Annotated in this window: 11 protein-coding genes; 3 read left to right on the forward strand and 8 right to left on the reverse strand. The window is 74.7% G+C overall.

What is annotated here, in order from left to right:
- Positions 1-87: 87 nt before the first annotated feature.
- Positions 88-2,220 carry a transglycosylase domain-containing protein gene (locus tag ABTW87_RS15270; RefSeq protein WP_350651429.1) on the forward strand — a complete coding sequence of 711 codons (2,133 nt, stop codon included), beginning with the start codon at positions 88-90 and terminating at the stop codon, positions 2,218-2,220.
- Positions 2,221-2,256: 36 nt separating this feature from the next.
- On the opposite strand, the gene ABTW87_RS15275 is transcribed toward ABTW87_RS15270, so the two are convergent.
- Together ABTW87_RS15275 and ABTW87_RS15280 are read right to left on the reverse strand one after the other, a co-directional pair.
- Complete coding sequence (locus tag ABTW87_RS15275; protein WP_350651430.1) at positions 2,257-2,826, reverse strand: GNAT family N-acetyltransferase; 570 nt, start codon at positions 2,824-2,826, stop codon at positions 2,257-2,259.
- Positions 2,823-4,226 carry a cobyrinic acid a,c-diamide synthase CobB gene (locus ABTW87_RS15280; protein WP_350651431.1) on the reverse strand — a complete coding sequence of 468 codons (1,404 nt, stop codon included), beginning with the start codon at positions 4,224-4,226 and terminating at the stop codon, positions 2,823-2,825. The genes ABTW87_RS15275 and ABTW87_RS15280 overlap by 4 nt, the downstream gene beginning before the upstream one ends.
- Before the next feature lie 268 nt (positions 4,227-4,494).
- Between ABTW87_RS15280 and ABTW87_RS15285 the strand changes: the two genes are divergently transcribed.
- Positions 4,495-5,313, forward strand: coding sequence for an SURF1 family cytochrome oxidase biogenesis protein (locus tag ABTW87_RS15285; RefSeq protein ID WP_350651432.1), 819 nt, complete (start codon positions 4,495-4,497; stop codon positions 5,311-5,313).
- Between the two features lie 7 nt (positions 5,314-5,320).
- Here ABTW87_RS15285 and ABTW87_RS15290 read toward each other — a convergent pair whose 3' ends face one another.
- From ABTW87_RS15290 to ABTW87_RS15305, 4 genes are all read right to left on the reverse strand, one after another.
- The gene (locus tag ABTW87_RS15290) at positions 5,321-6,904 is read right to left on the reverse strand and encodes an ATP-dependent DNA ligase (RefSeq protein ID WP_350651433.1); all 1,584 of its coding nucleotides are present in this window, start codon (positions 6,902-6,904) and stop codon (positions 5,321-5,323) included.
- Between the two features lie 80 nt (positions 6,905-6,984).
- Positions 6,985-7,191: a hypothetical protein gene (locus tag ABTW87_RS15295; protein WP_350651434.1), complete on the reverse strand. Its 207-nt coding sequence runs from the start codon at positions 7,189-7,191 to the stop codon at positions 6,985-6,987.
- Between the two features lie 82 nt (positions 7,192-7,273).
- Positions 7,274-8,620, reverse strand: a complete 1,347-nt coding sequence (locus ABTW87_RS15300; protein WP_350651532.1) for a dipeptidase — start codon at positions 8,618-8,620, stop codon at positions 7,274-7,276.
- A gap of 73 nt (positions 8,621-8,693) precedes the next feature.
- Complete coding sequence (locus tag ABTW87_RS15305; protein ID WP_350651435.1) at positions 8,694-9,359, reverse strand: uridine kinase family protein; 666 nt, start codon at positions 9,357-9,359, stop codon at positions 8,694-8,696.
- 169 nt (positions 9,360-9,528) lie between these two features.
- Here ABTW87_RS15305 and ABTW87_RS15310 point away from each other — a divergent pair, with 169 nt between their 5' ends.
- Entirely contained in the window at positions 9,529-9,930 is a 402-nt protein-coding gene (locus tag ABTW87_RS15310; RefSeq protein WP_350651533.1) for a rhodanese-like domain-containing protein, read from the forward strand.
- A 60-nt stretch (positions 9,931-9,990) separates the two neighbouring features.
- Here ABTW87_RS15310 and ABTW87_RS15315 read toward each other — a convergent pair whose 3' ends face one another.
- Both ABTW87_RS15315 and ABTW87_RS15320 read right to left on the reverse strand, forming a co-directional pair.
- Positions 9,991-11,532 carry a cobyric acid synthase gene (locus ABTW87_RS15315; RefSeq protein WP_350651436.1) on the reverse strand — a complete coding sequence of 514 codons (1,542 nt, stop codon included), beginning with the start codon at positions 11,530-11,532 and terminating at the stop codon, positions 9,991-9,993.
- Positions 11,529-12,530 (reverse strand): cobalamin biosynthesis protein, encoded by a 1,002-nt coding sequence (locus ABTW87_RS15320; RefSeq protein ID WP_350651437.1) that lies wholly within the window; start codon positions 12,528-12,530, stop codon positions 11,529-11,531. Before ABTW87_RS15320 ends, ABTW87_RS15315 begins: the two co-directional genes overlap by 4 nt.
- Positions 12,531-12,662: the final 132 nt, after the last annotated feature.

The following is a 12,662-nucleotide window of genomic DNA, read 5'->3' on the forward strand; positions in this document are numbered from 1 at the left end:
AGCGCGGCGCGACGTGGGCCGCATCACGAGCCCGCCAGTTTATGAATATTTCTCTAGTACGAATCGGAAATGTCATAACTTGGCGGTGTGAGCAACCGACCCCTCGCTGCCGCCGGTCGTCTCGTCCCTCTCCTCCGCGCCGGGCTCATCGCCGGTGTCGTGATCGCCGCCGTGGCCTACCCGCTCGCCGCCGCCACCGGCATCGGCGCCAAGGTCACCGCCCACGCGCTGGAGCACAAGACGAAGATCCTCAGGACCGCGCTACCCGCCGAGACCTCGTATCTGTACGCGCCGGACGGCAGGACCGTGCTGACGATGTTCTACGAGGAGTACCGGCAGTACACGAAACTCGCCGACATGTCGCCGAACATCCAGCAGGCGATCGTGGCCGCCGAGGACAACCGCTTCTGGCAGCACCACGGCGTCGACCCCAAGGGTGTCGCGCGGGCGTTCGTGGCGAACGTCGGCTCCAACGGCGTCTCCCAGGGCGCCTCCACGCTCACCATGCAGTACGTCCGGATGGCCCTACGGGACAGCGCGACGACGCCGAAGGAGGTGCAGGAGGCCACCCAGCAGACAAGCGTCCGCAAGATCCGGGAGATGCGGATGGCCCTCGACCTGGAGAAGGAGCTGAGCAAGGAGCAGATCCTGGAGCGCTACCTCAACTCCGCGTACTTCGGCCACCGCGCGTACGGCATCTACGCCGCCAGCGAGATCTTCTTCTCGAAGACCCCGAAGGAGCTGACGCCGGTCGAGGCCGCCACCCTCGCCGGGCTGGTCAAGTCGCCGTCCCAGTACGACCCGGCCAGCTCGGACCAGAAGGAGGCCACGGCCCGCCGCAACTACGTGCTGGACCGGATGACGCAGCTCGGCTACCTGTCACCCGACGCCACCAACGCGGCGAAGTCGGAGCCGATCCGGCTCAAGCTGAGCTACCCCTCCAACGACTGCGCCTCGGTGCCGGACGAGTGGAACAGTTGGGGCTTCATCTGCGACTACGTGAAGAACTGGTGGAGCGCGCAGCCCGCGTTCGGCGCCAACCGGCTGGAGCGGATGGACAAGCTACGCCGCGGCGGGTACCGGATCGTGCTCAGCATCGACCCGAAGATCCAGGAGGCGGCCGAGAAGAACGTCGGCGCCGAGGAGAACATCGGCAGCCCGTTCGCCAACGGCATCGTGGTCGCCGAGCCGGGCACCGGCCGGGTGAAGGCGATGGCGGTCAACCGCCGGTACTCCCTCGACCTGAGCGGGAACGGCCCGAGCGGCAACCCCGAGGCCGGACCGAAGATCAAGGCCACCTATCCGAACACGGTCGCGCCCCTGCTCGGCGGCGGTGACCTGCCGGGCTACCAGGCGGGGTCGACGTTCAAGATGTTCCCGATGCTCGCCGCGCTGGACTCCGGCATGACGTTGAACACGACGTTCAACGCGCCGCACCGGTACCGGTCGGAGGTCTACGACGGCTGGGCGCCGTCGAACGCCAGCGGCGCGATGTCCGGTACCCAGACCATGTGGTCCGGCTTCGGCAAGTCGGTGAACACGTACTTCGTCTGGCTGGAGGAGCAGGTCGGCGCGGACAAGGCGGTGCGCCTCGCCGAACAGCTCGGCCTGCGCTGGCGCACCGACGTGGACCGGGAGCAGGCGTCCCCGGCGAAGGCGAAGAAGTGGGGCGCGTTCACCCTGGGCGTCTCCGACGCCACGCCGCTGGAGATGGCGAACGCCTACGCCACCGTCGCGGCCGAGGGCCGCTACTGCGAGGCGCTCCCGGTGCAGGCCATCTACAACCGGGACGGCACCCCGGCGATGTACCGGACGGCGTCCGGGATCGAGCGGGAGGTCGCCAAGCCCCGCTGCCGCCAGGTGGTCAGCGCGGACGCGGCCCGGGCGGCCACCGACGCCGCCCGGTGCCCCACCGGCGACACGCCGGCGAAGGGAAGCTGCGGGGGCTGGTCGACCGCCGACAGCGTACGCGGCACGGTGGGCCGCCCGGTCGCCGGCAAAACCGGTACGACGGACAGCACGCGGTCGGCCTGGTTCGTCGGGTTCACGCCCGAACTCGCCGCGGCAAGTTTCATCTCCGACCCGGACAACCCGTTCAACGCGGTCGGCGACGGCCAGTCGCAGATCCCGATCGCGGCCGTGGCCAACACCCTGCGGGACGCCCTGAAGGACAAACCCGAGCGCGACTTCACCCCACCCTCCGACGCCATAGTCGGCTGACCCGCCCCCCACCCTCGCGTACTCAGGTGGGGTGGGTCAGTGGAGGTCGGCGGAGACCAGGGACCACAGTTCGACGTCCACCCGGGTGCCGCGGACGTAGCCGGCGTTGCGGAGCAGGCCCTCGTAGCTGAACCCGGCCTTCTCGGCCACTCGCCGCGACGCCACGTTGCCCGGCGCGACCCGCAGCTCGACGCGCTGGAAACCGTGCTCCAGCAGCAGCGCGATGGCCAGCGCGTCCACCGCCTCGGCGGCCAGCCCGAACCCCCGCGCGTGCGCGGCCATCGCGTACGACACCTCGGTGCAGAGGGCACCCCAGTCCGTACGCCGGGTCCACAGGCAGCCGACCACCCGGTCGTCCTCACGGCGGACGGCCGCGTAGTGGTCCCCGTCGCCGCTGTCGCGCCGCTGCCGGGCCAGGTCCGTGCACCAGGCGTGCCCGTCGATCTGGCCGCTCTCCTCGGCCAGCGGCAGCCAACGCTGGGTCTGCCGGTCGGCGAAGATCTCGTCGGCCGCCTTCGCGTCCGCCGCCCGCAGGGGCCGCACCTCCGTACGCGGCGTCGAGACCGTCAGCTCCGGGAACCGGCGGACCGCCACCTGACCGATCACGCGGGAACCCCGCCGGTCTGCGCCACCGCCGGTTCCGCCTCAGCGGCCGCGGCCACGAGCCGGGCGGCCAGGGTCGGCTGCGCGGCCCAGTGCAACGTGAGCTGCGAGGCGTGCACCCCCCGCCAGACGAAGCCCTCGGGCGCGCCGCCCTCCCAGGTCCAGGCCGGCCGCTGCCCCGCCCGTGGCGTGAGCACCCCCCGGTGCTCCTTGTGCCCGGTCACCGTCGCGCCGGCCGGGGCGACCACGCTGTCGGTGGCGGCGGTCGCGGTCCGGTATCCCACCACCAGGCCCGCACGGCTGCTGCCCACCGCATCGAGCACCCCGCACATGGGCAGCCCGTCCAGTTCCCGGGCCAGCCACAGCAGGCCGGTGCCCTCGGCGATCACCGGGCGACCGGTGCGCGCCAGCTCGGCCACCGAGATGCAGAGCCGCCGGTTGGCCGAGAGCTGGTCGGCGTACGCCTCGGGCAGCGCACCGCCGACGACCAGCGCCCGGACCCCGGCCGGCAGGGTCTCGTCCTGCAACGGGTCGAACGCCACCACCTCGGCTCCGGCGGCGCGCAGCAGCTCGTGCGTCTCGGCGTGGCTGTAGCTGCCGCCGGTCGCCCCGGCAACGGCGATCAGCGGCCGCTCACCGGCCGGCGCGGTCTGTCCACCCTCGGTCGTCCCGGCCTCGGGGGACCAGGGCGCGGCGGTGAGCGGCGGCGCGGACCGGGCGAGGCCGAGCAACCGCTCCAGGTCGACCGTCGCCGCCACCGCCTCACCGAGCCGGCGGACCGCCCGCCCCGCCTCGGCGGAGCCGCCGACCACCGGGACCACCCCGTGCCGGCGGGCGGGCAGCACCGGCGGCAGGTCCTGCCGGCGCAACGCGCCGTACACCGGCACACCGACGTCGTCGAGCGCCTCACGCAGCAGCGCCTCGTGCCGGCCGGAGGCGACCCGGTTGAGGATCACACCCCCCAGCCAGAGCTGTTCGTCGTACGCCCGGAAGCCGTGCACCAGGGCGGCCACCGACTGGCCCATCGCGGCCACGTCGATCACCAGCACCACCGGGCTGCGCAGCGCCGCGGCGACCGCCGCGGTCGACTCCGTCTCGGGGCGGCCGGTCAGCGAGTCGTACAGCCCCATGCTGCCCTGGACCACCGCGAGCCCGGCACCGGCGGCCCCGTGCGCGAACAGCGGGACGATCCGCTCGGCGCCGACGAGGCGCGGATCCAGCGTGCGTCCGGGCCGGCCGGCGGCGAGCCCGAGGTACGCGGCGTCGACCCGGTCCGGACCGACCTTGAACCCGGCGGTCTCCGTTCCCCGGTCGGCGACGGCCGCGAGCAGCCCGATCGCCAGCATGTTCGTCCCGTGTCCGGAGGAGGGCGCACTGAGCACCAGGCGCGGCACGACGGTCATCATCGACTCCCTCGCGGGCGGTGGCGGGTACGCGGGCGGCCCGACGGCGCGGTCCGCCCGCGTGACGATAGCCGAAGCGATCGACAGGTGTGCGGCACCGAGCGGGGCGGGTCGCCGGGCGCCCGCCGGGCCGTCGATGGCGTTCCGCCCGGACCGTCGATGGCGGCGTCCCGCCGGCTGGGCCGAAACCGGCGACGGACGCACCGGTGAGCGCGGTCTCCCGGTGGGACCGGCGATGCCGGTGGGCTCGGGTCGCCGGGGTAACCTCGTGGTCGTGTACCGGTTCCTGCTGACGCCGCGCTGGCTGGGCGCGCTCGCGCTGACCCTGGTGGCGGCGGTGGCGATGGTGCTGCTGGGCAACTGGCAGCTGGACCGCTACCACGAGCGCAGCGAGATCAACGAGCGGATCGACGCGGGCCTGAGCATGACCCCGGTGCCGCTGGGCGACGCGGTGGGCGTCCCGGCCGGGAATGCCGGCACCGTCGGGCCGGCACCCGTCGCGGAGAAGACCTGGACGAAGGTCACCGTCACCGGCCGGTACGACACCTCGAACATCGTCCTGGTCCGGGGCCGCTCGGTGGACCGTACGGTCGGCTTCGAGGTGTTGACCCCCCTGGTCCTCGCCGACGGAACGGCCGTGCTCGTCGACCGGGGCTGGATCCCGCCCGCCCCGGGCAGGGACGCCACCGCCCAGCCGGTGGTGCCCGCGACTCCCTCCGGTGCGGTGACCGTGACCGGGCGGATCCGTCCCGGCGAGAGCGGCTCGGTCCCGGTGGCCCGGCGCGACGGCAAGCTGGAGACCCGCCGCATCGGGCTGCCCCGGCTGGCCGCCGAGCTGCCCTACCCGGTGTACGGGGGGTACGTGCTGCTCGACGAGCAGTCCCCGGCGGCCGACCCGGTCTTCAAGCCGATCCCGGTCGGGTACGCGAACAACTGGCAGAACCTCGGCTACGTCGTGCAGTGGTGGATCTTCGCGGGGATGACCCTGGTCGGCTACGGCTACTTCGCCCGCCGGGACGCGCACCGGCGGGCCGGCGTGGTGCGGCGGCCCCCGGCCGACCGCGCGGCCGAGCCCGCTTCCGCCTGAGCCGCGCTCAGCCGGTGCGGCGGCCGGCGTGGATCGCCCGGACCGCGTCGATCGTGTCCGCCTCCGCGGCGGTCTTGTCGTCCCGGTAGCGCACGACGCGGGCGAACCGCAGTGCCATCCCACCCGGGTAGCGGGAGCTGGTCTGCACGCCGTCGAAGGCGATCTCGACCACCTGCTCGGGGCGCACGCGCACCACCCAGTCGCCCTTCTCGACCGCCAGTTCGAGGAACCGCTCGGTCTGCCAGCGCAGCACCTCGTCGGTGAGCCCCTTGAAGGTCTTGCCGAGCATGACGAACTCCCCGGTACGCGGGTCGCGCGCGCCGAGGTGCAGGTTCGACAGCCAGCCCTGGCGCCGGCCGCTGCCCCACTCCACCGCGAGGACCACCAGGTCCAGCGTGTGCCGTGGTTTGACCTTGACCCAGGCGGCGCCACGGCGCCCGGCGTCGTACGGCGCGTCCGGCGACTTCACCACGACGCCCTCCTGCCCGGCCTCGACGGCGGCGGCGAACGCCGCCCCCGCCGCCTCCGGGCCGTCGACCTCCAGCCGCCCCACCAGCAGCTCCTGGTCGACCGCTCCGGCCAGCGCCGTCCACCGCTCCCGGCCCGGCCGGTCGATCAGATCCTCGCCGTCGAGGTGCAGCAGGTCGAAGAAGTACGGCGTGAGCACCGACTCGCCGGTGGTGCGGGCGGCGGCGAGCACCGCGGGCGCGACCGCGCTGCCACCGGTGGTGCTGGGCGTGGTGCGGCGGGCCGCGCGGGCGGACGTCTCCTGGAACGGCAGCGGCCGGCCGGCGGCGTCCACGCCCAGGGCCTCGCCGTCGAGCACCAGCTCGCGGGCGGGCAGCGCACGGACCGCGGCGACCACCTCCGGCAGCCGGGCGGTGATGTCGTCGAGGCTGCGGCTGAACACGGCGATGTCCCGCCCGGAGCGGTGCACCTGGATGCGGATGCCGTCCAGCTTGACGTCGACCACGGCGGGAACACCGGTCGCGGCCAGCGCCTCGTCGACCGACGGCGCGCTCTGCGCGAGCATGGGCGCCAGCGGTCGCCCCACCTGGAGGCCGAACGCGGCAAGCGCCGGCGCGCCGCCGCCGCAGGCGGCCACCGCCACCGACCGCAGATCCCCGGCCAGCAGCAGCGCCCGACGGACGGCCGCCACCGGCACGTCGGCGGCCCGGGCGATCGCGTCGGCGAGCAGACCGGCCTGGGCGCCCTGCCGCAGCTCCCCGCTGAACAGCCCGGTCAGCAGGCGCTGCTCCGGCGCGGTGGCCGCGGCGTAGAGCCCGTGCAGCAGCGCCCGGCGGCGCGCCTGGGAACCCGCCCCGGACACGGCGGAGATGGCGTCGATCGCCGCGTCCACCGCGGCCACGGTCAGCGTCGGCGTCTCGGCCGGTGGCGGCAGGTCGCGCAGGCTGGCCCAGCCCACGCCGGTCTGTCGTTGCCGCAGCTCGCCGGCCAGGTAACCGGAGCCCGCCGCCACCTCGGCCGGGTCGAGCCGGCGCAGGGCGTCGGCGAGCAGCTCCACCTTCGCCCGGCGTCCACTTGTCGCGGCGACGGCGGCGGAGGTGGCTGCCAGGTCCAGGAACAGCACGGACCCATCCTGCCAGCCACCCCCGACACCACCCGGGCATTGCCGTGCCCGGACCGCCGAGCGGAGTGGCCGCCGCCCGGTCAGGCCGAGACGGGCTCCTCGATGCGCAGACCACGGGCACGCACCTCATCGGCGACCCGGGAGAGCACCGAATCGAGCGCGACCAGGGCGGCCGAGAGCTCACCGAGCTGTTCCTTGAGCGTGTCCTCGGGCCACGCGGAGACGTCGACGTCCCCCAGAGCGCTGACGGCGGCCTCCAGGCGGGCCATCACCTCGTTCGTACTCATGTACGAAAGGCTATAACAGCCCCGCGCCCGACACACCGCAAACTCCCAGATGAACCAGGAAGTTACGGTTCCGACACCGGCGTCACCCGCGGGCGGCTCCGGCCACATTGCGCAGCAGCAGCGCCTCCGCCAGGCACACGCGCGCAAACTCGCCCAGGTGCAGGCTCTCGTTCGGGCCGTGCGCCCGCGCGTGCGGATCCTCCACACCGGTCACCAGAATCGCGGCCCGCGGGAACATCTCCTGGAAGGTGGCGATGAACGGGATCGAGCCGCCGACACCGATGTCGACCGGGTCGGTGCCGTCCCAGGCGGTACGGAACGCCGAGCGGGCCGCGTCGAACATCGGGCCGGAGGCGTCGATGACGCACGGGTCGCCGTCGTGCTCGAACGTGACGGTCACCCGCGCGCCCCAGGGGGCGTGCTTCGCCAGGTGCGCGCGCAGCGCCGCGTACGCCCGCTTGGGGTCGTCGCCCGGCGCGAGCCGCACGCTGAGCTTGGCCTTCGCGGCCGGGACCAGCGCGTTCGGGGCCTCCGCGGTGGCCGGCGCGTCGATGCCGAGCACGGCCAGGGCCGGCTTGGTCCAGAGCCGGTCGGTGATCCGGCCGGTGCCGATGAACTGCACACCCTCCGCGAGGCCCGCCTCGGCGCGGATCCGGTCCTCCGGGTAGTCCACGACCGCGCCCTCGCGGCCGACCAGCCCGTCGACGGCGACGTCGCCCGCGTCGTCGTGCAGGGTCGCGAGGAGCCGGACCAGCGTGGTCAGCGCGTCCGGAACGGCGCCGCCGAACATGCCGCTGTGCACGGCGTGGTCCAGCGTGCGGACCTCGACGAAGCAGTTGACGATGCCACGCAGCGAGGTGGTCAGCGCCGGCACACCGATGTCCCAGTTGCCGGAGTCGGCGATCACGATGACGTCCGAGGCGATCTCGTCGCGGTGCTCGGCCAGCAGCGCCTCCAGCGAGTCCGAGCCGTACTCCTCCTCGCCCTCGATGAACAGCACGACGCCGACCGGCAGCGCGTCGCCGAACGCGCGCAGGGCCGCCACGTGCGCCATGATGCCGGCCTTGTCGTCGGCGGCGCCGCGCCCGTAGAGGCGGCCGTCCCGCTCCACCGGCTCGAACGGGTCCGACTCCCACTTCGACAGGTCGCCCACCGGCTGCACGTCGTGGTGCGCGTACAGCAGCACCGTCGGCGCGCCGGGCGGGGCGGCCTTCTTCCCGATCACGGCCGGCTGGCCGCCGGAGCGCACGATCTTCACGTCGAGGCCGCAGCCGCGCAGCAGCTCGGCGACCGCCTCGGCGGAGCGCTCCACGTGCGAGTGGTCGAAGCCCTCGAACGCGATGCCGGGGATGCGGACGAGGCGTTCGAGGTCCGCGCGGACGCCGGGCAGTTCCCGCTCGACGGCGGCCCGCAGGTCGGACTCGGACATGATCGGTGTGGTCATGACCGGCATCGTATGCCGCCCTTACCGGGCCGCACCGCCCGAGCCGCGGAGTGGCAGCTCAGCCCGTACCGTGGTCGCCACCACCGGTCACGCCCCGGCTGCGGGCCCGACGCACGTAGTAGTGACGGGCGTCGTGCGGCACGTCGGGCGCGCCGTCGACCACCAGGTCCGCCCGCTCCTCCGTGCCGTCGGCGGCGAAGTGGGCCCGCTCACCCGCGTGCCAGCGGCGCAGCTCGGGCAGGATCCCCGGGCCGTCGCGGGCCACCGCCCGGGTGAGCCGCAGCCGCGGCGGGGCGCTGACGAACACGGCGAGGCTGAGGTCGGGCCCGGCCGCCGCCCGCGCGGCGCTCACCCCCTCGACCAGGAGCACCGGCGCCACCGGCACCGGCACCGGCCGGGGCAGGAACGCGCGCCGCACCCAGCTGTACCGCCGGTACGCGCCCGGGCGGCCCGCCCGCACCGGTGCCAGCACGCACTCCTCCAGCCGCGACCAGAAGGTGAGCTGGTCGTCCCAGCCGTCGAGCAGGTCGTCGGTGTGCACCACCGGCGGCCGGGCACCGCCCGGCAGTGCCGCGAGGGCGTCCGCGAGCCGCGCCGCGAACCAGCTCTTGCCCGCGCCGCTGGGCCCGTCGACGGCCACCAGACGGGTACGCCCCAACCGCGCCGGCGCCTCCCGGACCCGGTGCGCCAGCTGGGCGTACGCCTCCATCACCGCGACCACCACGGGCCGACGGTAGCGGGCGACGCGGAGCCTGCCCCGCTGCCGGTCACCCGTACCGTGCGGGGCGCTCCCCGGGGCCGTCGCCCGTTCGGGCGGTCATGGTGACAGCCGGGCCGTTCGACCGCCGGAACGCCCGGCGGGGCGGCAGGATCGGCTCGTGTCCCACAGCGTGATGAGTCCGGGCGTCGACGCCCTCCTGGAACAGGCCCGCGCCGGGGTGCGCCGGCTCACCCCGCACCAGGCCGTCGAGGCGGTCCGCACGGGGGCGTTGCTGATCGACGTACGCACCGAGCGGCAGCGGCGGGAGCAGGGTGAGCTGCCCGGCGCGATCGTGGTCGACCGCACCGTCCTGGAGTGGCGGCTGGACCCGGCGAGCACCTGGCGGATCCCCGAGGCGACCGGGTACGACCTGAAGATCGTCCTGGCCTGCCGCCAGGGCTACAGCTCCAGCCTCGCGGTCGCCAGCCTGCGCGCGCTCGGCCTGCACCGGGCCACCGACGTGATCGGCGGCGTGGAGGCCTGGCGGGAGGCGGGACTGCCGATGTCCGACCGCCCCGCCGACGTCCGCCCCTGACCCCCTCCCCCTTCCCCATCACCGAGTCGAGGGGTGGCGCGAGCCTCGGGGGATGACGGGTCAGCCGGGCGGGGCGCCTGGGGGGATGAATGGGAGGCCGGCGGGCGGGCCGGACTCGATCAGATTCCAGAGCGCGGCCGTGTCGAGGTGCTCCTCGACCAGGTCGCCGAGCAGGTCCAGGGAGCGCTCGCGGGCCGTCGCGAAGGAGGTGTCCGGCGCGACCCGGAAGCCGTCCCGGCCGGCCTGCCGGGCCACCTCGGTCAGGAAGCGGCGGCGGAACCCGTCGGACTCGAACGCGCCGTGCCAGTGCGTCCCGTACACGGCGCCGGCGACGGCGCCCTCACCGGAGCCGTCGTCGTACGCGAGCAGCGGCGCGAGATCCGCGTCGGCGGTCGAGACGTATCCGTGGTGGATCTCGTAGCCGTGCACCGGGACGTCACCCCACGCCGTGCCGGCCGACTGCCGCACGGTCTTGCGCGGGTCGAAGGTGATCTCGACCGGGAGCAGGCCGAGACCGGGCACGCTGCCCCGCCGGCTCTCCACCGGATCGTCGATGGCGCGCGCCAGCATCTGGAACCCGCCGCAGATGCCGAGCAGGGGGCGGCCGGCGGCGGCGTGCGCCAGCACCGCGTCGGCCAGCCCGGTCTCCCGCAGCCAGGCCAGGTCCGCCACTGTCGATTTCGAACCGGGAAGCACGACCAGGTCGGCGGCGGCGAGTTCGGCCGGCTCGACGGTCAGGCGCACCCGCACGCCGGGCTCGGTGGCGAGCGCCTCGACGTCGGTGGCGTTGCTGATCCGGGGCAACCGGACGACGGCCACGTCCAACCACTCGGTGCCGCGCGGCGCGTCCGGACGCCCCAGCACCCGCCCGTACGCGAGCGAGTCCTCCGCGTCCAGCCACAGGTCCAGTGACCAGGGCAGCACCCCGTACGTGGGCCGGCCGGTGACCTGGTGCAGCATGTCCAACCCCGGTCGGAGCAGGCCCAGGTCGCCCCGGAACTTGTTGATCACGAACCCGGCGACCAGCGCCTGGTCGGCCGGGTCCAGCAGGGCGACGGTGCCGAACATCGAGGCGAACACCCCGCCCCGGTCGATGTCGCCGACCACGATCGCGGGCAGGCCGGCGTGCCGGGCGAGCCCCATGTTGACGTAGTCGCCCGCCCTCAGGTTGATCTCCGCCGGGCTGCCGGCCCCCTCGCAGATCACCACGTCGTAGGCGGCCCGGAGTTCGGCCAGCGCCGCGTACGCGGTCCCGGCGAGCCGGGGCCGCAGCTGCCGGAACGTGCCGGCGGTGATCGTGTCGACCGCCTCCCCGAGCAGCACCACCTGGCTGGCCAGGTCGCTGCCCGGTTTGAGCAGCACCGGGTTGAAGCGCAGGTCCGGCGCGAGACCGCAGGCGGCGGCCTGCATCGCCTGTGCCCGCCCGATCTCGCCGCCACGCCCGTCGGGCCCGATCACGACGGCCGAGTTGTTGGACATGTTCTGCGCTTTGAACGGCGCCACCTTCACGCCGCGCCGCCGCAGCCACCGGCAGATGCCCGCGGTGAGCACGCTCTTGCCCGCGTCGGAGGTGGTGCCGGCGACCAGCAGCCCGCCGCTCACCGCCCCCTCCTGCGCACGGCCGACAGCCCGAGGGCAACCGCGCGGCGGCTGACGACGTCCACCAGCCGGCCGACGGTCAGCGGGTACGCCGCGGCGAGCCCCAGCGCGGCGAGCCCGACCGCACCGGAGATGCGGGCGGCCCGGGGAAGGTGGCGGGCCTCCGGGCGCGGCCCGTCGCCCAGGAAGGGGCGGACCTCGGAGCGGCCGAAGTAGACGTTGCGACCGCCGAGCCGCACGCCGAGCGCGCCGGCCATCGCCGCCTCGCACTGCCCGGCGTTGGGGCTGGGGTGGTCGTTGCGGTCCCGGCGCCAGACCCGCAGGGCCCGCTCCCGGTCACCACGCGCGACCGGGGCGGCGGCGACCGTCAACAGGCCGGTCAGCCGGGACGGTACGAGGTTGAGCAGGTCGTCGAGGCGGGCGGCCGGAGTGCCGAACCGGGCGTACCGGGGTGAATGGTGGCCGACCATCGCGTCGAGGGTGTTCGCCGCGCGGTAGCCCAGCAGCCCGGGCAGGCCGGCGACGGCACCCCAGAACAGCGGGGCGACGACCGCGTCGGAGGTGTTCTCCGCGACGGACTCGACGGTGGCGCGGGCCAGCTCCGGCTCCTCCAGTGCGGACGGGTCCCGTCCGCAGAGGTGGCCGAGGCGCTGCCGGGCCGCCGGCAGGTCCCCGTCGCGCAGCGCGCGGCCCATCACCTCGGCCTCGTGCCGCAGCGTCCGGCCGCCGAGCACCGTCCACGTGCCGGCGGCCACCAGCGCCGCACGCGCCACCGGCCGGTGGCGGGTGGCGGCCGTGGCGGCGATGCCCAGCAGCACCGGCACACCCACCGCCACCGCCGCGTGCGCCGCACCCGCCGCCCGGTCGGGCCGGTAGATCCGCCGCTCGAGCGCCCCGGCCGCACGGCCGAAGCCGGCCACCGGATGCCACCGGCGCGGGTCGCCGAAGAGCACGTCCAGCGCATACCCGGCGACGAGCCCCACCGCGGTCGCCTGCCGCACCGGCCATCACCTCCGGCCGGCCAGCCTAACCGAGCGCCGCCCTCAGCCCCGCCCGCCCACCGGCGGCCGGTGCGGCCCGACCAGGAGCCGGCGTTGCGCGGGGTGACGGTCCTCTCAGCGCCGCCACCCCGC

Source organism: Micromonospora sp. NPDC126480 (assembly GCF_040302465.1).
In the GTDB taxonomy this organism is placed as follows: Bacteria; Actinomycetota; Actinomycetes; order Mycobacteriales; family Micromonosporaceae; genus Micromonospora.

What these genes read in the sequence shown, in the direction of transcription:
- ABTW87_RS15280 (WP_350651431.1), bottom strand. Translation starts at nt 4,226, where the DNA reads ATGACCGTCGTGCCGCGCCTGGTGCTCAGTGCGCCCTCCTCCGGACAC.
- ABTW87_RS15295 (WP_350651434.1), bottom strand. Translation starts at nt 7,191, where the DNA reads ATGAGTACGAACGAGGTGATGGCCCGCCTGGAGGCCGCCGTCAGCGCT.
- ABTW87_RS15300 (WP_350651532.1), bottom strand. Translation starts at nt 8,620, where the DNA reads ATGTCCGAGTCCGACCTGCGGGCCGCCGTCGAGCGGGAACTGCCCGGC.
- ABTW87_RS15310 (WP_350651533.1), top strand. Translation starts at nt 9,529, where the DNA reads ATGAGTCCGGGCGTCGACGCCCTCCTGGAACAGGCCCGCGCCGGGGTG.